Raw genomic sequence first — 18,464 nt, 5'->3', positions numbered from 1 at the left:
ACTATTCGGACTCGCGCAGCGCCTCCCGGATCGCGCGCTCGACCGGAGACGTCTCCTCATCCGGCCGGTCCAGCCGCAGCGGCTCGGCCGGATGCAACGGCGGCTGCGCCAGAAAGCGGGGCGCCCTGCCCCGATGCATCTGCGCCGCATGCACCAGGAACGGATGGCAGAGATAGACATCGCCCGCTTTGCCGGTGGCGAGCACCTCGGTCCGCCGCAGCCCCGCGCAGAACTGACCGAGCGTGCCGAGCGACAGCCCCCCGTCTCCGGCCGGTGCGAGACATCGTGCGACGTCGCGATGCGATCCGGGCTTGATCCTCGTCGGGGCATCGTCCTCGCCGATGTCGGAGAACAGGAACAGCATCAACAGCGCCCGCCCTTTCGAGGTCACGTTGGCGCGCCAATCGGAGAAATCACGCCGTTCGTCCCAGCTGCTGCTCGGCCCGGGAAAGCTGACATCGATGTGCCAGCCCGCATCGCCGGGATCGTCAGCATGTGGAAACCGCACCGGGAAGGTGCCGAGGTCGTGGCGCGGCCGCCAGCGTCCGACGCCCACCAGCTGATCGAACGCCGCATGCAGCACGGGGCTGTTCACCGCGCAAGCGAACGGCTCGTCGCCATAATAGCCGAGCCGGATCACCGGACGCGTCCAGCTCGACGGATCATCCGGCGCGCAAGGCAGATCGCGCCATAGGATCGCCCTGCAAACAGCCGCGAGCTCGCTGGAAAAAGCGTTCTCGACACGAATGAAGCCGTCGCGAACAAATTGCATGATCTGCGCAGACGATAGCGCACGCGTGGTCTCATCACTATTCATATGGAGAATCCTCATACCGCTCGAAGCCAAGCACCGTCGCTGTGCAGCGACCGGCGGGCCGGGTCTATGTGGTCTGACGCGAGGCACGCCGATCGGCCCCGCGCCGCTGCACCGCCTGCGTCGCGCAGGCGCCGACGTCAGCGTCTCAGGAAGAAGACCGAGGCGATATGGGAGGTCGTCATCATGGAGTAAGATTAGCACCCGCGCATCTCGCGGGCAAAGGGATCACGCAGCGCCGATTGCGGCGCAAATCGTTCCCCTATAAACAGGCCCTTGCATGACATCCGCCGCAATCCGGAAGAAACCGATGGCACAGCGCAAGACGAGAGTCGCGATCCTGTTCGGCGGTCGCTCCGCGGAGCACGATGTCTCCCGGGCGTCTGCCGCCAACATCTACCGTTCGCTCGACCCGGATCGCTACGAGATCACGCTGGTCGGAATCACCGGCGACGGCCGCTGGGTCATCGCCGATGCGGCCAATGACAAGGCGAGCCCGGCCCTGGTGATTCCAGCCGATGGGCCCGATCTGGTGCTGCTGCCGGGCGGCCGGGGCCGCGCGCTGGTGGTCGAAAAGGATGCGGCCAGCGTGCGCGAGCTTGCCGCCTTCGATGTCGTGTTTCCGGTGCTGCACGGCCCCAATGGCGAGGACGGCACCGTCCAGGGCGCGCTCGAACTCGCCGACGTCGCCTATGTCGGCGCGCGCGTGATGGGATCGGCGGCGTCGATGGACAAGGACGTCGCCAAGCGCCTGCTGCGGGATGGGGGTCTGCCAATCGTGCCGTACATCACGATGACCGCCGCGGCGCCAGTCACTTACGAAGATGCGGCTCGCGCGACCGGCGCGCGTGAGCTGTTCGTCAAGCCCGCCAATCTCGGCTCCTCCGTCGGCATCTCCCGGGCGCGCAGCGCCGGGGAATTTGCGGCGAGTTGCGAGCTCGCGTTGCGTTACGACGGCAAGATCCTGATCGAACGCTGCATCGCCCCCGTGCGCGAAATCGAATGCGCCGTGCTGGAAGATGCCGACGGCAAGGTCAGCGCCTCCGAGCTCGGCGAGATCGTCCCGGCCGGGCAGCACGGCTTCTATTCCTATGAGGCGAAGTACACCGACGCCGGCGGTGCCTCGCTGCACGTTCCGGCGCAGCTGGACCCCGCTTTGGCCGAACGCATCCGGAAGCTCGCGGTCGAGGTGTTCGGCGTGTTGTGCTGCGAGGGATTGGCGCGCGTCGATTTCTTCGTCAGCGGCGGCGACGTCTACGTCAACGAAGTCAACACGCTGCCGGGCTTCACCAATATCAGCATGTATCCGAAGATGTGGGAGGCCACCGGCCTGCCCCAACCCGAGCTGCTGAACACCCTGATCGCGCACGCGCTGGCGCGCCATGCGCGGCTCGAGAAACTGAGCTTCCAGCGCTGATCTGCCGGCATGCGCGCCTGCGCTGTCGAACGGGAAATCGGCCGCATTCGGAACGGCAGCATCGAAAATCCGATTCGCTGTTTCCTGCTGCTGATGTCGCGCGAGCGACGAGTGATGCGCGAACTCCGAGGTCTCCATCTTGTACGACCAATTGAAGCGCCTCGCTTGCGCCTTCGTCCTCGCCCTCCATGTGCTGCCGGCCCACGCGCGCGACCTGATCGGCCGCGATCTGATCGGCCAAGCCAGCGTGGTCGATGGCGACACGCTCGACATCCATGACGATCGCATCCGGCTGTGGGGCGTCGATGCGCCCGAGAGCACGCAGACCTGCCGCGGCCGCGACCGACGGCCCTATCGTTGCGGCCAGCAGGCCGCGCTTGCGCTCTACAATTTCACCAAGGCAAAGACAGTCCGCTGCACGCCGTTGGACGGCGATCGTTACGGCCGCATCGTCGCCCGCTGCATGGTCGGTCGCATCGATCTCGGCCAGATGCTGGTGTCGCGCGGGCTCGCCGTCGAGGAACCGCAATATTCGCACGGCGCCTACACCGCCGACCAGTTGGCGGCGCGCCGCGCCGGCCGCGGCATCTGGGCCGGCCGCTTCGTCGAGCCATCACTCTATCGCGCCTGCATGCATTCAGGTGGGCGGGTGGCGGAGTGCGCGGATGGCGGCCGGGGCTGGCGGTGAAGATCATTCATTGATGAGGCGCGGCTCTCCGCGTTATCAACCGCGCCATCATGAAACGCGGATCAGCTCCGGTGCGCCCTTCTGATCTCTCCGGGCGGGCGCCGATAGACCGCGGCGAACACCGCGTTGAAGCGTCGCAGGCTGCCGAAGCCGGCCTGCAACGCGATGGCCGTCATCGGCCAATCGGTCTCGTCGAGCAGGCGCTTGGCACGCTGCACGCGCGCGGTCTGCGCGACCTGCACCGGGCTTGCATCAAGGTGCCGCTGAAACAGCCGGTTGAGATGGCGGGCTCCAATGCCCAGACGCGCCGCCAGATCCTCGACACTCGCTTCGTCGAGCGCGCCGCGATCGATCAAGCGCAACGCGCGTGCGACCGTGGTCCGCGTGCCCTGCCACGCTGGTGAGAACGGTGCGGTTTCGGGCCGGCAGCGCAGGCAAGGACGGAAGCCGGCTGCCTCTGCCGCCGCAGCGGACGGATAGAAGCTGACATTGCCGGCTTTCGCCGGCCGCACCGGGCAAACCGGACGGCAATAGATCCTGGTGGTCCTGACGCCGATGAAGAAGCGGCCGTCGTAGTGCCGATCCCGCGCCACCCGCGCGCGTTCGCATTCCTTCGCATCGAGCATGATCGCTCTCCAGCATCGCGGCAGGACGGAGTCCGATTCCGGCGAGCCCCGATTGGACCGCGATGCTATCTCAAGCGCGATCCGCATCAGCTTGCAAGAGACCGCACAAGAGATGACGATGTCGAGTGGCGAACCCTTCAGTCCGGCTTTGCAGCGCGCCTTCGCGCACGCGCTCGGTCACCTCTCGAATGCCGAGGTGAGCCCCGTCAATGCGACGGCAGGCCTTGCCGAGCTTCGCGCCCGCTTCGCCCGGCCATTGCCGGAGCGCGGCACCGATGCGGCCGAGGTGATCGACGATCTCGTGCGCGATGCCGAAGGCGGCCTGCTCGGCTGCACCAGCGGACGCTTCTTCGGCTGGGTCATCGGCGGCACCCTGCCGGCCGCGCTTGCGGCCGACTGGCTGGTGTCGACCTGGGACCAGAACGCCGCCATCCATGCCTGTGCGCCGGCCGAAGCCGTGATCGAGGAGGTCGCGGGCATGTGGCTGAAGAGCCTGTTCGGCCTGCCGCCAACGGCGAGCTTTGCGTTCGTCACCGGCACCCAGATGGCCCACCTCACTTGCCTCGCCGCCGCCCGTCATCGGCTGCTCGAGCGTGCCGGCTGGGACGTCGAAGAGCAAGGGCTCACTGGGGCGCCGCAACTCCGTATCCTCACCAGCAGCGAGCGGCATGGTTCGGTCGAGCGCGCGATCCGCATGCTGGGCCTGGGCAAGCGCGCGATCACCGCCCTGCCCTGCAATTCCAGCGGCCAGCTCGAGCCCGATGTGCTCGCGCGGGCCCTGGAATCCGCGCCATCGCAACCGACCATCGTCGTGCTGCACGCCGGCGACCTCAACATCGGAGCCTTCGATCCGTTTGCCGAACTGATCCCGCTCGCCCACCACCAAGGGGCCTGGGTGCACATCGACGGCGCGTTCGGCCTGTGGGCCGCGGCGAGCCCAAAGCATCGCCACCTCGTGCGCGGCGTGGAAGACGCAGACTCCTGGACCAATGACGGCCACAAATGGCTGAACACGCCGTTCGACTGCGGCTATGCTTTCGTCGCCGATCCGGACGCTCATCGCAGCGCCTTCTCGCACCGGACCAGCTATACCCAGTTCGTCGACGATGCGCGCGACCAGATCGAATGGAATCCAGAATGGTCGCGGCGCGGCCGCGGCGTTCCGACCTACGCGGCACTGCGCCAGCTCGGCCGGACCGGCGTCGCCGACCTGATCGATCGCTGCTGCGCGCAGGCCCATGCGCTGGTGATGCGGATCGGCGGCCTGCCCGGCGCGCAGGTGATGTGGGAGCCCGTGATCAACCAGGGCCTCGTCCGCTTCTTCGATCCGCAGCCAGGCGCAACCGATGAGGACCATGATCGCCGCACCGACGCGATCACCGCACGCATCACCGCGTCAGGCGAAGCCTTCTTCGGCGGCACCACCTGGCGCGGCCAACGCTGCATGCGCGTCTCCGTCTGCAACTGGCAGACCAGCACCTCCGACGTCGACCGCGCCGTGGCGGCGGCGCAGCGCGCGCTGGAATGCGATTAGTTGTCGCGCCGGATCGATGCGGGCGCACGACCCACAAGCGCTGCAAATTTCTATATTTCAGAATTTTGATCTTTCGCTTTTTCGGAAATCGTGTATGCTTCGCTCCATCCCGCCTCGATATGAGGGGACGTATCGCGATCGTCACGGACGTTGAGCGCGGGATGCGGTGGGCGTGTCGAGGCTGCAGCGGGTTCATCTCGCCGACGAACAGCGTCGATGCGCACGGTCAAGTCGCGCGGTCCTGATACTCCGACGCTAGTATCAAGTTCGCGACGAGGCTTCGCCTCGCGCGGACGACGGTGGCCAAAAAGCCCGGCGCACCGGGGAGAACGCGAAGCAGCCGTTAAAACCGTCGCGCAGGGAATGCCGGATGATCCGGCTGATCCTGTGGTGACTGCCGCCTGCTTTCTTTGTTGCAGGCGGGCCATGGGTGAGGCCTTCACCCGGCATTCCCTGCACCCTCTTCGTTTCAGGGGGTGAGCGAGACGCAGCAAAACCCGGGCACCTCGTGCCGCGGGACGGTGAGGTCATGCGCGAATGGCTGATCAGCCTATTCGGTGTCGTCCCGGCCTTGAGCCGGGCCCCATAGCCACAGGATGAAGTCGTTGCCGCACGCTGGTCGAAACATCGAACCACAACGACATTTCCCTGGGATTATGGGTCCTGGCTTTCGCCAGGACGACGGTGAGATCGTGGATAGCGCGCCAAAACGAGAGGGCGGCCCTGCATCTCTCCGTTGTCCACCGACGCGGGATTGTATCCGCTCCAGGACGGAGTCTTGTGGCGCACGCTCATCGAACGTCGAGTCGAACCGCCTTGCGCCAGGACTTATAGGTCCCGGCGCAAGGCCGGGAGGACAGCGAGTTCTTGGACATCGGCGACGCCCTAAAACCCGCACAATTACCGCCTGAATCCGCGAACCAAATCAGCTACACTCGTCCCGTGACAATCCGCCCAACGATTCTCGTCTTCGATTCCGGCCTTGGAGGCCTCTCGGTGCTGCGCGAGGTAGTCCGCGCGCGGCCCGACGCGCATTACGTCTATGTCGCCGACGATGCCTTCTTCCCTTACGGCCATCACACCCAGGAAGCGCTGATCGCCCGCGTGGTCCCGCTGATGGGGGACCTGATCGCCGCGCATCGGCCAGACCTGATCGTGATCGCCTGCAACACTGCCTCGGTGCAGGTGCTGGCGCCGCTGCGCGCCGCCTATAGCGTGCCCTTCGTCGGCACGGTGCCGGCGATCAAGCCGGCCTGCGCGCAGTCGAAGACCAGGCGCGTCTCCGTGCTCGGCACCAAGGCCACGGTACAGCGCGAATATACCCGCGCGCTGATCCGCGATTTCGCCGGCGGCTGCGAGGTCACGCTGGTCGGCGCGCCGGAGCTTGCCGCGCTTGCCGAGGCCGCACTGAGCGGGGGCAGCGTGGCCGACAGCGCCATTGCCGCCGAGATCGCGCCCTGCTTCGTCGGCAACGCCGCCGACGCCGCTGATCGCACCGACACCGTCGTGCTCGCCTGCACCCATTTCCCGCTGCTGCTCGACCGTCTCACGCGGCTCGCGCCCTGGCCGGTCGTCTGGATCGACCCGGCGCCGGCGATCGCCCGCCGCGTCTCGGATCTGCTGAGGCCTTCCGGCCCGACGGCCGACCCGGCCGGGGCCACCATGGTTTTCACCTCGAACAGATCACATCGGCTGAGCGAGGCCTTCACGCCATTCTTTGGCGGCCGCGTGCCGGCCTGATCGCCTGGAGTTGTGACGCCGATGTCAGCGCCGCCGCTCAATCGTCTCAAGCAGGCCTGGCGCGAGGGACGCCCGACCTTCGGCGCCATTGCCACCATCCCGAGCATCCAGACCGTGCGGATCATGGCGCAGGCGCTGGACTGGATCATCGTCGATCTGGAGCACGGGCCGATCGACCTCTCGACCGCCCACGGCATGATCATGGCGACGGCGGGCACGCCTTGCGTGCCGCTCGCGCGCGTCGCCGCCAACGAGCCGCATCTGGCGAAGGCGCCGATGGACATCGGTGCGCTCGGCATCAATTTTCCGATGATCTCGAGCCGGGCCGACGCCGAGAAGGCGGTGCGCAGCCTGCGCTACCCACCCCGCGGCGAGCGGCTGTGGGGGCCGTTCCATGCCCCGTTCCGCTGGAACGTCTCGATGGCCGACTACATGGCGAGCGCCGACGACGACATGATCTGCATGATCACGATCGAGCATGTCGAGGCAGTCGAACGCATCGACGAGATCATGGCCACGCCCGGCATCGACATCGCCGTGATCGGCCCCGGCGATCTCGCCACCTCCATCGACAAGCGCGGCCTGATCGACGATCCGCAGGTGCAGGAGCTGATGGCCCGCGCCGAGCAAGGCATCTTGCGAAGCGGCGTGCCGATCGGCGGGGTCGCGCGCACCGCCGAGCAGGCGAATGCGATGATCGCACGCGGTTATGTAGCGCTGGCGCTCGGCTTCGACTGGTCGCTGTTTCAGCGCGGCATCGCGGCGAGTTTTGAGGGAATCAAGCGCCGATGAGCTGGTCTTGGTCTTACCCCGATTACCTGCAGCGCGGCGGAAGTTCCCGATGGGACCAGCCCAGCACAGTAAGCGATTGAGGACCCGTGGCGATTTGTCCTGCAAGACGAAGCCGCTTGCCACGCAGGCACCATAAACGGTAGCTAGCCAAGCCCTACGTCGCTGGCGGGAGGCCGGCCAGACCATAACGAGCCTTTCGGGAGTCCGGGACAGGAATGCGCGGAACGAGCAAGAAAATATCGCCGCCGCGCCGCCTCATCATCGACCTGATGCACGCGTCACGCGACGTGCCGTTTGTGTCACTGGCGCGGTCGCTGAACATCCGTGCGCCGCTGGAGGCGCGCGGCCTGCTCGCCCAGCCGCCGGGTTTCGCGGCGATTTTCGCCAAGGCCTTCGCGATCGTCGCGCGTGACGAACCGACGCTGCGCACCGTCTACGCCAAATGGCCCTGGCCCTGCTTCTACGAGCTGCCGCGCAGCATGGCGATGGTCGCAATCGCCCGCGTCGAGGATGGGGAACCTTGCGTTCTGCCGCAGTGCGTTTGTGGACCGGACCGGCTTGCGCTCACCGAGGTCGACCGGCTGATCCGCCATGCCAAGGAGGCGCCGATCGCTGAGGTGCCGATGTTCCGCAAGATCATGCGGGCGACGCACCTGCCCTGGCCGCTGCGGCGGCTGGCCTGGCGGATCGGGCTGAATTTCGCACGCCAGCGCGGCAACTGGTTCGGCACTTTCGCCGTCACCGGCGTTGCTGCCTACGGCGGGGGCGAGCTGCAGGCGCTGAGCCCGGGGCCGTATATCCTCAGCTTCGACGTGGCCAAGCCGGACGGCAGCATCGCCGTGATGATTCGCTGGGACCACCGGGTGACCGATGCGGCCCTGATCGCCCGGGTTTTCAGCCAGCTGGAGCAGGTGCTCAATACCGAGATCGCAACCGAGCTGCGTGGGCTGCGTGCGGTCGAGCTCAAGGCCCTTCGAGAGCCGGTGCGGGTGGCCGGGGCGCGGGGCAGCAGCCATTTGGGCCTCTGATCCCGGCGGATGCGGCCGGTTTTCGTCGGATTCTGGCTCAAAATGGGAGCTGAAGGGTTTGACAAACCACCGGTTTCTCGCCTAGAACCCGCCCTGCTCGCGGGCCGTTTCGGCCCGCGAAGCGTTTCGCGACCCGTGGTCCGTCCCTTTGCAAGCTTTGGGGCCGGACCTGTCGGTGGCCTGACACTCTCGGGCCACACAGGAGGGCGCGTTTCCTCAACCCACGACTTCCGACTTGAAAAGAGGACGCGATGACTAAGCGCAGTGAGGCGAAGTACAAGATCGATCGCCGCATGGGCCAGAATATCTGGGGCCGCCCGAAGAGCCCCGTGAACCGCCGCGAATACGGCCCCGGCCAGCATGGCCAGCGCCGCAAGGGCAAGCTCTCCGACTTCGGCGTGCAGCTGCGCGCCAAGCAGAAGCTGAAGGGTTATTACGGCAACATTTCCGAGCGCCAGTTCCACGGCATCTATGTCGAGGCCGGCCGCCTGAAAGGTGACACCGGCGAGAACCTGATCGGCCTGTTGGAGCGCCGGCTCGATGCGGCGGTGTTCCGCGCCAAGTTCGTGTCGACCATCTTCGCCGCGCGCCAGTTCATCAATCACGGTCACATCAAGGTGAACGGCCGCAAGGTCAACATCGCCAGCTACATGCTCAAGCCGGGCGATGTGATCGAGGTCAAGGAAGCCTCCAAGCAGCTCGCCTTCGTGCTCGAGGCGACCCAGCTCGCCGAGCGTGACGTGCCTGATTACATCGAGGCCGACCACTCCAAGATGACCGCGAAATTCGTGCGCGTCCCCGCCCTGTCGGACGTGCCGTTCGCGGTGCAGATGGAGCCGCATCTGATCGTCGAGTTCTATTCGCGCTGATCTTGACCGGCGGCTTGCCCGCCACCAATTGCAGTCGTCAAAGGCCTCGGCGTTGCCGGGGCCTTTTGTCGTGAATCGGCAACCGATTCCCGAATGCAACAGGTGCCACGAAATCGCCTTACCCCCCGCTGACAGCGAATCCGTCCCGTGATTCAATGTTTGCGTTCGTAAAGTAGCGGGGCGTTCGCCATGGAGTTCAACAGGCGCAGTATCGGTTTTGGCGCGGTGATGACCGAGGCGGTCACTGCGTCCCCCTTGCCGCCGCTGCGGGCCTCGCCCCCGTTACGCGGCCGTCCCTCCGGAATTCGCTACCGGTTCAACGACGGCACGTTTCCTTCGACGGTCTTTGACATTCTCGAACGGTCCGACTGGCACGTTCAATCCGATCCCACCGCCCACGTCATCCGGCATCTGGAGAGCGGGCTGACGTTTACGGACCCCCGGCTTCTTTACGATCCGCACGCGCTCGAGCTTTTGCACTGTTTCGAAGATGCGCGCGAGGTCGCCGATGAGTGGCGGAGCATGCTGATCGGCTGGGCTGCCTTGAATGTCGGTTGGAATGTCCGGCGACAGCGCCCGCCGGGATTGAACAGCGCGTTCTACCTGTCGCCGTCGCGGCAGAGCCGGTTGGACCCTTGGCTGTTCGACTATGCCGAGGCGCCGTCCCTGGTTGCCGTGCCGTTCGAAACGGCCCCTTCCCGCCGGCCGGATATCTGGCTACATCCGCCGCTTGCAGCCTGAAGACCTGAAGCGGACCACAGCCAATGTTCTATACCCCCCCTCCGCGAGATCCGAACGCCCCGCCCGTGCGGATCAATCTTCTATCGGATACGCAGACGCGCCCGACAGCGGCGATGCGCGAGGCGATGGCCCGCGCGGAGGTCGGCGACGAGCAGATCGGCGATGATCCGACCGTCAACCTGCTATGCGAGCGCGTCGCCAGCCTTCTTGGCAAGGAAGCGGCGGTATTCATGCCGTCAGGCACGATGTGCAATGTCGCGGCAACCCTCGTGCACTGCCGGCCGGGCGATGAGATCCTGGCGCACGAGACCGCGCATATCATCTCCCGCGAGGGCGGCGCGCACGCGGCACTCGGCGGCTTCCAGATCATGCCGCTCAAGGGTGATAACGGCCAGTTCACGCCGGACACACTGCGCGCCGCGCTGCACCCGCGCAGCCGCTACCAGCCGCCGCAGACGGTGGTGAGCGTGGAGCAGACCGCCAATATCGGCGGCGGCACGATCTGGACGAAAGCCGCGCTCGACGAGATCGCCGCCATTGCCAAGGCGAACGGCATGGCAACCCATATGGACGGCGCGCGGCTGCTCAATGCGACGGTGGCGACAGGCATTGCTCCCGCGGAAATGGCCGCAGGCTGGGATTCTGCCTGGATCGATTTCTCCAAGGGACTGGGGGCGCCGATCGGCGGCGTACTCGCCGGCAGTGCCGCCTTCATCGACGAGGTCTGGCGCTGGAAGCAGCGGCTCGGCGGCGCCATGCGCCAGGCCGGTGTGTGCGCCGCGGCGTGTCTCTATGCGCTCGATCATCATGTGGAGCGTCTGGCCGATGATCATGCCAATGCGCGAGCGCTCGCGCGGGGGCTATCGCAGATCGAGGGCGTAACGGTGCAGGAGCCCGAGACTAATCTCGTGTTCTTCACCCCTGACGGAGCCGGCGTCTCCGGTGCGAAGATGGTCGGCGAATTGCGCAAGCGCGGCGTGCTGCTCGCCATGATGGACGGCCGCATCCGCGCCTGTACCCATCTCGACGTGACATCGGCGATGATTGAAGAAACCATTGGCCACGTCCGGGAGATCGTGCGCGCGGCGTAAGACTGCGGCTTTACGGCGCGAGCGCCTGATAGATCAGGCGCCGCACCTCGGTCTCGATCCGGCCGCGCTGCAACGGCGATTGCATCATCACCACCGCGAACATGTCGTCCTTGGGATCGACGAAGAAGAAGGTGCCGCCGACACCGTCCCAGCGATATTCGCCGGCCGTGAACGGCGGTGCGGCGGATACCCGCACCGCAAAGCCAAGCCCGAAGCCGCTGTCCGGTCCGGGATGATAGAAATCATCGTGCGCGATCTCCCGGCCGAGATGGTCGCGCGTCATCGAGGCCACCGTCTCGGCCTTCAGATAGCGGCGGCCGTCGAACGTGCCGCCGTTCAACAGCATTTGCACGAACCGCGCATAATCGCCAATCGTACCGGTCATCCCGGCGCCGCCGGATTCCCATCTCCTCGGACGGACGGGATCGTCCAGCCCGGCGATCGGCCCGTCGAAACGATCCTGCGGCAGCGGCTCGACAACGCGGCCACGCTTCTCCGGATCGGTGAGCGAGAATGCTGTATCGAGCATGCCGAGCGGATCGAGCAGCTTTTCCTTCTCGAACTGATAGAGCGTCTGCCCCGAGACCACCTCGATGACGCGGCCCAGCACATCCACGGAATGGCCGTAGTCCCACACGGTGCCCGGCTGCTCCGCCAGCGGCAGCTTCGCCAGACGATTCGCGAAGGTGGCGTTATCGATGTCTCCCTCGAACAGATCCGAGCTCCCATAGAGCTTGCGCACAGCGGTTTCGCCATAGAAGCCGTAGGTAATGCCGGAGGTGTGGCGCAGCAGATCCTCGATTGTGATCGAGCGTGCCGGGGGTTGTAGCGATTGCACAGTTTTGCCGTCGCGTGCCGCCAGCGCGACTTTCACATCCGCGAACGCCGGGATGTATTTGGATACGGGATCGTCGAGCCTGAGCCGCCCGTCATCGACCAGCATCATCGCTGCCACGGATGTGATCGGCTTCGACATCGAATAGAGGCGGAAGATCGTGTCCAGCGTCATCGGCGCGGCGCTGGCCGCATTGCGCATGCCGAAGCTCTTAAGAAAGACAGGCTGGCCGTGCTGCTGGATCAGGACGACGGCACCCGGAATCTTGGCGGTGGCGACCTCGTGGCGGAAATAGTCGTCCACCCTTTGCAGCGCCTGAGAATTGAAATGACGGGCGGACGTCGCTGGCGGTTCGGCGTGCGCGAGCCCTACGATCGCAGCTGCGGCAAGACCGCCAAGTATCTGACGCCGGGAAAGCGGCCCAATAGCCACGGACGAACCTCAACAACTGCCCTGGGCGATGATGTCGCTCAGGGCTTGCTCATGCCATTGCGCGCTTTTGTCCGAGAAGCAGCAGAAAACAATCTGACTGAGGTAGGTTTCCTCCCGCGTAGCCTCGATCGTCACGCCGACCGCGATGGGCGCGGCGCGTTCGGCCAGAGGGCGCTAGAGGCCGGTTGAGATCGCGGGAAGCCCATCCGCCCGCAATGTCGGCAATGACGACCTCGAACGCCGTCGCGCCGATCTTGCGGGCCGGGGAGCTCAGGCGGAGGCTGCCGTGCCGGCCGGGATGCCCTTGTCCGCGAACAACTGCTGCAGCTCGCCGCTCTGGAACATCTCGCGCACGATATCGCAACCGCCGACGAACTCACCCTTGACGTAGAGCTGGGGGATGGTCGGCCAGTTCGAATAGACCTTGATGCCGTTGCGGAGTTCGGCAGACTCCAGCACGTTCAGGCCCTTATATCCGATGCCAACATGATCGAGGATTTGCACCACCTGGCCAGAGAAGCCGCACTGCGGAAACTGCGGCGTGCCCTTCATGAACAACACGACGTCGTTCGACTTCACTTCATTTTCAATGAATTGCTCGATGCTCATTTTCGCTTCCTCTGGGGCGATTGAAGCCCCCTGCCGCCGGGTGGTCGGACCGGCTCGGTCCCCGGCAAACCTTCACTGAATCTATATGTAGCGCAAATGCTTGTTTCGCCAAAGTAAAATGCCGAAGAGCTGGCATGCAAAGGACGGGCCGGAATCGATGGGCTGATGGGAACAATATAATGGCCGGTCGAGGGTTTTATCCTGCAACCGAGCCCCTATCTAGGACGGACTGTCTGGAACCTGTTTCCCTGAGCAACGTTTTCCCCATCCACACGGAGCTCCTCGTGACCAGTCAAGCCTCCGCCGCGGCCACGCTGTCCCCGATCGCCCCAGCGCCCCCCCTCGGCTCCGAGCCGCTCGCCCGGAATCTGATCGAGGCCTATCTGGCGGTGCGCGGCGAAACCGAGCGCCGCGCGGCCCCCCTGAGCCCCGAGGACCAGGTCGTGCAGTCGATGCCGGATGCAAGCCCGGCCAAATGGCACCGCGCGCACACGACATGGTTCTTCGAGCAGTTTCTGCTGACGGACCATTGTAAAGGCTACCAGCCCTTTCACCCTGACTACGCCTTCCTGTTCAACTCCTATTATGTCAGCGCCGGCCCGCGCCATACCCGTGGCGCGCGCGGTCTCATCACGCGCCCCGGCGTCGAGGAGATCGGCGCCTATCGCCATCATGTCGATGCGGCCATGGTCGAATTCCTGGGTGCGGCGGATGCATCGATGTTGTCCGCCGTCGCCCCACTGATCGAGGTGGGGCTGAACCACGAGCAGCAGCATCAGGAATTGATGCTTACCGACATCCTGCATGCTTTCGCGCAAAATCCGGTCGCTCCAGCCTACGACGTCAATTGGCGCTTTCCGTCGTCAAACCGAGGCGGCGACGCGTGGGTGACGCTGCCGGAAGGCATCCATACCATCGGTCATTCCGGCACCAGCTTCCATTTCGACAATGAAAAACCCGCGCATCGCGCGCTGGTCGGCCCGGTGAAGCTTGCACGCAATCTTGTCACCAACGCCGAGTGGCTCGCCTTCATGAAGGACGGCGGCTACGAAACAGCGACCCTTTGGCTGATGGACGGCTTCGCAACCGCCGCCAAGGATGGCTGGCAAGCCCCCGGTCATTGGTACAGGGTCGGTGATGAATGGAAGATCATGACGCTCGGTGGACTCAGGCCAATCGATCCCGATGCGCCGGTCTGTCACGTCAGCTATTACGAGGCAGATGCTTTCGCACGCTGGAGCGGCAAACACCTGCCCACCGAAATGGAATGGGAGGTTGCCGCGCGCAGCAACGAACTTCACGACGCCTTTGGCATCGTCTGGCAATGGACCCGCAGCGCCTATGCTCCCTATCCCGGCTATCGCGCCACAGAAGGCGCGCTCGGCGAATACAACGGGAAGTTCATGGTCAATCAACTCGTGCTGCGCGGCTCGTCGCTCGCAACGCCGGCCGGTCATAGCCGTATCAGCTATCGCAATTTCTTCTACCCGCACCACCGCTGGCAGTTCACGGGGCTGCGGCTCGCCGATTACGCCTGACTACCGCCGTCTTCGACCCGTCTCCAGTTTTCGATCGCAGCGCGCGGGATTGCGTGTTGAGGAGAGTCTCATGAGTATGCACATGTCTGCCTTGGCCAATGCGCATCTGCCCGATGAACAGACCTCGGCATTTGCGAAAGATGTCGTCGCGGGCCTCTCGGAAAGCCGCAAGCAGCTGTCACCCAAATACTTTTATGACGGCACTGGCTCTGAGTTGTTCGAGCAGATCGCGCGCCTGCCGGAATACTATCCGACCCGGACCGAACTCGGCATTCTTCGCGATCGCGGGCCAGATATTGCGGCGATCATTCCCGAGGGCGCGGCGCTGGTCGAGTTCGGCGCCGGCGCTACGACCAAGGTTCGGCTTCTGCTGAAAAGCTGCAACTTCGCCGCCTATGTACCCGTCGATATTTCCGGGGAATTCCTGAATGCGCAAGCCGACGCTCTGCGCCACGATTTTCCAGCATTGGCGGTGCATCCGGTCACGGCAGATTTCACGACAGCATTCAGATTGCCTGATGTCATCGAGGACCTGCCCAAGGTCGGCTTCTTCCCGGGCTCGACGATCGGCAATTTCGAGCCGCACGAAGCCTGCCGCTTTCTCCGCTCGGCACGTGAGATCCTCGGCCCGGGCGCGCTGATGATCGTCGGCGTCGACCTGGAGAAGGATGAGCGGATCCTGCACGCGGCCTATAATGATGCAGCCGGCGTGACGGCGCGCTTCAACCTCAATCTCCTGGTCCGGATCAACCGCGAACTGGGCGGCAATTTTGACGTATCCGCCTTTGCTCACGATGCGATCTACAATCGGGAGCAGCACCGGGTCGAGATGCACCTGATCGCCAAGAAGCCGCAGACGGTGCGCCTGCTCGGCGCGGGCTTCCACTTTCGGGCAGGCGAAAGCATCCACACCGAAAACAGCTACAAATACAGTATCGAGCGCTTTGACGCCCTCGCCCACGCCTCGAGCTGGAGAGTCAGGACGACCTGGACCGATGACGCGAAGATGTTCTCGGTTCACGCGCTGGTCGCGGAGCCGTAAAGAAAGCGGCCGGTTTCAGCGCTCCGGCACGCCGGTCTGGAGCGCCAGCGCGTGCAGAACACCGCCCATCTGCCCGCGCAGGGACTGATAGACGACCTGGTGTTGCTGGACACGGGACTTGCCCCGGAAGGATTCGGAAATGACGGTCGCCGCATAATGGTCGCCATCGCCGGCGAGATCGCGGATCGTCACCTCGGCATCAGGGATCGCAGCCTTGATCATCGCTTCGATATCGCGGGCATCCATCGGCATCCCAGTTTGTCTCCTTCAGTTGAGCCAATCGATCGTCGCGCTCATTCGTGCCGATTGAGCGGCGCGAATCAAGGCCCTCTCGCGCGACCGTGATGCGGAAATTTAGCCCGAACCGCTTCCAGCGTCACCTCTCAAGTGCCTATATAACCACCACAGCGCCGGGGACGAGCAGACCGCATGATCTGCGGCGGATTTTCTCCGGAGCGACTTATTTTGCCTGCGGCGACTTGCTTGCCTGCGGCGATTTGGAGGCCAACCCGTCATGAAACTCCCGGGACCAGATCATCCGATCACGATTACCGCGAATCCGAACCGGGTGCGCGTCATAGCCGACGGCGTGGTGATCGCCGACACCACGAAGGCGCTGACCTTGAAGGAGGCAAGCTATCCCGCCGTCCAGTATGTGCCACGCGCGGACACCAAGATGGAGCTGCTTCAGCGCACCGAGCGTGTAACGCATTGTCCGTACAAGGGCGACGCCAGTTATTTCAGCGTCGCCGCAGACGGCAAGACGCTGGATAATGCGATCTGGACGTATGAGACGCCGTTCCCGGCCATGGCCGAGATCTCGGGCTATCTGGCGTTCTACCCGGACAGGGTCAGGATCGAGGAAGTGGCCGGCTGACTCCATCGTTCAGCCTCCAGCGTCTGGCGCGAAGGCACCGGACGCCGGAGGGCCAACGGTATCGGCACACAACGCTATACCCTGAAGACCGTAAGTCCGAGGACCAAGAGCACCAGGAAGATCACGAGGAAGATGTAGAACAGAATGCGCGCGATGTCGGCGGAAGCCGCCGAGATTCCGGTGAAGCCGAGAATGCCGGCGACCACCGAGATCACGAAGAAGAGCAGCGCCCATCTCAGAAGTGTCACGGTCCAATCCTCCCAGTAGTGAATTGTGCGCCGCAGCGGCGCAGTCCACGTGATTAACGAGGAGGGTTGGAGACAGTTCCAGCGAATGCGCGGAGAGCGAGCGCCAGCCGCCGCCGGAACGGGGGTGTTTCCGCAAGACAGACTGAGCAACATGGTGCGCTGCCCTTGCCATTTGCAGTGCAACCGACAACATGGATCGAGTGCTTCGATTCCGAAGTTCGCTCGGCAAGCTCATTTGCAGGTTGCGGAATCAGGGCATCAGGGGGGCGGGCTCGCATGGTCATCTCGGTTTCGCAATCCGCTGCGGCTGGAAAGGTGGAACTCCAAACGCTGCCGCACACCAGGGCGCGCAATGCCGCGCTCGACCACGCGCGCACGTTCCTGACCATCGTGGTCGTGCTGCACCACAGTGTCATCCCCTACACCTATTTCGGACACACGGACCCGAGCTCGTTCATAGGGTTCGACTGCATCGTGCTCGCCACAGACAGTTTCTTCATGGCGATGTTCTTCTTCCTGTCGGGGCTGTTCGTGTGGCCGGGACTGAAGCACAAGGCGCCGCATGTCTTCTTGCGCGATCGCCTGTTGCGGCTCGGCCTGCCTTTCGCCATCGCCACCCTGACCATCATCCCGCTCGCCTATTATGCGATCGAATTGCGCGCCAATCCCGGCACAAGCTTTTCCGCCTTCTGGTGGACCACCGTCACGATTGGCCCATGGCCAAGCGGCCCGGTCTGGTTCGTCTGGGTGCTGCTCGCCTTCGATCTCTCGGCTTGCTTGCTCCATCAGCTGTCGCCGAACCTGCTCGATCCGATCAACCGGCTATCGCTGCGCGGCTTCGACCGGCCGCGCACCGTCTTCCTGTTCCTGGTCGCCCTCACCGCAATCGTCTATGTCCCCTCGCGGGTCTATTTCGGTCCAAACGAATGGTTCGAATTCGGCCCTTTTTCGGTGCAGACGAGCCGTGTACTGCTCTATGCGGCCTATTTCTACGTTGGAGCCGGCATTGGAGCGGCCAATTTCGAGCGCGGCGTGCTGGGCGCCGATGGCCAGCTCTCGCAAGACGGGCTGCCGCGCTGGATCATCGCCACGCTGATCCCGTATTGCCTGCTATGGGGCCTGATCGCGATCAAGCGCGAGGTGCTGGGCAATCCTCCGGACCAGCCCGACTGGTATGAAGCAAGCTACGGCCTGTTCTTTGCGGTGTTCAGCGCCGGCATGATGTTCTGCATTCTCGCCTACTTCCTGAACAATCGGCGCTCGGAATTCTCCGTGCTCGATCGCATGCAGGCCGACGCCTACGGCATCTTCCTGGTGCATTATCCGTTCGTATTGTGGATCCAATACTGGCTGTTCGACTTCCACCTGCCAGCGATCGTCAAGGCTACGATCGCCTTTGTCGGCACGCTGCTGCTGAGCTGGGGCGCGACGCGGGCGCTGCGGCAGATTCCCGGTGCAAACAGCGTGTTGTAGAGCGATCCGCAATCACAAGAGCGAGATTGCGCACGACGAACAAATACCGCTGTCGTCCCCGCGATCTTCG

20 protein-coding genes are annotated in these 18,464 nt (G+C 64.5%); 14 read left to right on the top strand and 6 right to left on the bottom strand.

Annotated elements, in window-relative coordinates:
• Position 1: 1 nt before the first annotated feature.
• Positions 2-817, bottom strand: coding sequence for a phytanoyl-CoA dioxygenase (locus QX071_RS25095; protein ID WP_315706036.1), 816 nt, complete (start codon positions 815-817; stop codon positions 2-4).
• 307 nt (positions 818-1,124) lie between these two features.
• Here QX071_RS25095 and QX071_RS25090 point away from each other — a divergent pair, with 307 nt between their 5' ends.
• Together QX071_RS25090 and QX071_RS25085 are read left to right on the top strand one after the other, a co-directional pair.
• The gene (locus tag QX071_RS25090) at positions 1,125-2,231 is read left to right on the top strand and encodes a D-alanine--D-alanine ligase family protein (protein ID WP_315706037.1); all 1,107 of its coding nucleotides are present in this window, start codon (positions 1,125-1,127) and stop codon (positions 2,229-2,231) included.
• A gap of 139 nt (positions 2,232-2,370) precedes the next feature.
• Positions 2,371-2,919 (top strand): thermonuclease family protein, encoded by a 549-nt coding sequence (locus QX071_RS25085; protein ID WP_315706038.1) that lies wholly within the window; start codon positions 2,371-2,373, stop codon positions 2,917-2,919.
• A gap of 62 nt (positions 2,920-2,981) precedes the next feature.
• Here QX071_RS25085 and QX071_RS25080 read toward each other — a convergent pair whose 3' ends face one another.
• A complete protein-coding gene (locus tag QX071_RS25080) occupies positions 2,982-3,545 on the bottom strand; it encodes a bifunctional transcriptional activator/DNA repair enzyme AdaA (protein ID WP_315706039.1) in 564 nt (187 codons plus the stop codon).
• Between the two features lie 118 nt (positions 3,546-3,663).
• On the opposite strand from QX071_RS25080, the gene QX071_RS25075 reads away from it, so the two are divergent.
• The 7 genes from QX071_RS25075 (at position 3,664) to QX071_RS25045 (ending at position 11,340) form a co-directional block, all read left to right on the top strand.
• Positions 3,664-5,079 (top strand): pyridoxal phosphate-dependent decarboxylase family protein, encoded by a 1,416-nt coding sequence (locus tag QX071_RS25075; protein WP_315706040.1) that lies wholly within the window; start codon positions 3,664-3,666, stop codon positions 5,077-5,079.
• A 942-nt stretch (positions 5,080-6,021) separates the two neighbouring features.
• The gene (gene murI, locus QX071_RS25070; protein WP_315706041.1) at positions 6,022-6,819 is read left to right on the top strand and encodes a glutamate racemase; all 798 of its coding nucleotides are present in this window, start codon (positions 6,022-6,024) and stop codon (positions 6,817-6,819) included.
• 21 nt (positions 6,820-6,840) lie between these two features.
• Positions 6,841-7,611 carry an HpcH/HpaI aldolase family protein gene (locus tag QX071_RS25065; RefSeq protein ID WP_315706042.1) on the top strand — a complete coding sequence of 257 codons (771 nt, stop codon included), beginning with the start codon at positions 6,841-6,843 and terminating at the stop codon, positions 7,609-7,611.
• Positions 7,612-7,826: 215 nt separating this feature from the next.
• Positions 7,827-8,639 carry an acyltransferase gene (locus tag QX071_RS25060; protein ID WP_315706043.1) on the top strand — a complete coding sequence of 271 codons (813 nt, stop codon included), beginning with the start codon at positions 7,827-7,829 and terminating at the stop codon, positions 8,637-8,639.
• 251 nt (positions 8,640-8,890) lie between these two features.
• Positions 8,891-9,508, top strand: coding sequence for a 30S ribosomal protein S4 (rpsD, locus tag QX071_RS25055; RefSeq protein WP_315706044.1), 618 nt, complete (start codon positions 8,891-8,893; stop codon positions 9,506-9,508).
• Between the two features lie 228 nt (positions 9,509-9,736).
• The gene (locus tag QX071_RS25050) at positions 9,737-10,249 is read left to right on the top strand and encodes a hypothetical protein (protein WP_315728578.1); all 513 of its coding nucleotides are present in this window, start codon (positions 9,737-9,739) and stop codon (positions 10,247-10,249) included.
• A gap of 23 nt (positions 10,250-10,272) precedes the next feature.
• Positions 10,273-11,340 (top strand): threonine aldolase family protein, encoded by a 1,068-nt coding sequence (locus tag QX071_RS25045; RefSeq protein ID WP_315706046.1) that lies wholly within the window; start codon positions 10,273-10,275, stop codon positions 11,338-11,340.
• Positions 11,341-11,350: 10 nt separating this feature from the next.
• On the opposite strand, the gene QX071_RS25040 is transcribed toward QX071_RS25045, so the two are convergent.
• Positions 11,351-12,601, bottom strand: coding sequence for a serine hydrolase domain-containing protein (locus QX071_RS25040; RefSeq protein WP_409977535.1), 1,251 nt, complete (start codon positions 12,599-12,601; stop codon positions 11,351-11,353).
• On the opposite strand from QX071_RS25040, the gene QX071_RS25035 reads away from it, so the two are divergent.
• A complete protein-coding gene (locus tag QX071_RS25035; RefSeq protein WP_315706358.1) occupies positions 12,503-12,796 on the top strand; it encodes a hypothetical protein in 294 nt (97 codons plus the stop codon). The genes QX071_RS25040 and QX071_RS25035 overlap by 99 nt on opposite strands.
• Positions 12,797-12,877: 81 nt before the next feature.
• Here the strand turns inward: QX071_RS25035 and grxD are convergent, their stop codons facing one another.
• Positions 12,878-13,216, bottom strand: coding sequence for a Grx4 family monothiol glutaredoxin (gene grxD / locus QX071_RS25030; RefSeq protein WP_315728576.1), 339 nt, complete (start codon positions 13,214-13,216; stop codon positions 12,878-12,880).
• A 284-nt stretch (positions 13,217-13,500) separates the two neighbouring features.
• Between grxD and egtB the strand changes: the two genes are divergently transcribed.
• Both egtB and egtD read left to right on the top strand, forming a co-directional pair.
• The gene (egtB, locus tag QX071_RS25025; protein ID WP_315728677.1) at positions 13,501-14,754 is read left to right on the top strand and encodes an ergothioneine biosynthesis protein EgtB; all 1,254 of its coding nucleotides are present in this window, start codon (positions 13,501-13,503) and stop codon (positions 14,752-14,754) included.
• A gap of 70 nt (positions 14,755-14,824) precedes the next feature.
• On the top strand, positions 14,825-15,796 hold the full coding sequence (egtD, locus tag QX071_RS25020) for an L-histidine N(alpha)-methyltransferase (RefSeq protein ID WP_315706049.1): 972 nt from the start codon (positions 14,825-14,827) through the stop codon (positions 15,794-15,796).
• A 15-nt stretch (positions 15,797-15,811) separates the two neighbouring features.
• Here egtD and QX071_RS25015 read toward each other — a convergent pair whose 3' ends face one another.
• The gene (locus tag QX071_RS25015; protein WP_315706050.1) at positions 15,812-16,048 is read right to left on the bottom strand and encodes a BolA family transcriptional regulator; all 237 of its coding nucleotides are present in this window, start codon (positions 16,046-16,048) and stop codon (positions 15,812-15,814) included.
• Positions 16,049-16,310: 262 nt separating this feature from the next.
• Here QX071_RS25015 and QX071_RS25010 point away from each other — a divergent pair, with 262 nt between their 5' ends.
• Positions 16,311-16,673, top strand: coding sequence for a DUF427 domain-containing protein (locus QX071_RS25010; protein ID WP_315706051.1), 363 nt, complete (start codon positions 16,311-16,313; stop codon positions 16,671-16,673).
• 74 nt (positions 16,674-16,747) lie between these two features.
• Here QX071_RS25010 and QX071_RS25005 read toward each other — a convergent pair whose 3' ends face one another.
• Positions 16,748-16,921 (bottom strand): DUF1328 domain-containing protein, encoded by a 174-nt coding sequence (locus QX071_RS25005; RefSeq protein WP_315706052.1) that lies wholly within the window; start codon positions 16,919-16,921, stop codon positions 16,748-16,750.
• 276 nt (positions 16,922-17,197) lie between these two features.
• On the opposite strand from QX071_RS25005, the gene QX071_RS25000 reads away from it, so the two are divergent.
• Complete coding sequence (locus QX071_RS25000; protein WP_315706053.1) at positions 17,198-18,394, top strand: acyltransferase; 1,197 nt, start codon at positions 17,198-17,200, stop codon at positions 18,392-18,394.
• Positions 18,395-18,464: the final 70 nt, after the last annotated feature.

It is taken from the genome of Bradyrhizobium sp. SZCCHNS1022, from assembly GCF_032484835.1.
In the GTDB taxonomy this organism is placed as follows: domain Bacteria; phylum Pseudomonadota; class Alphaproteobacteria; order Rhizobiales; family Xanthobacteraceae; genus Bradyrhizobium.
Note: the sequence above shows the minus strand (reverse complement) of the source record. Positions and strands in the feature narration are given on the sequence as shown.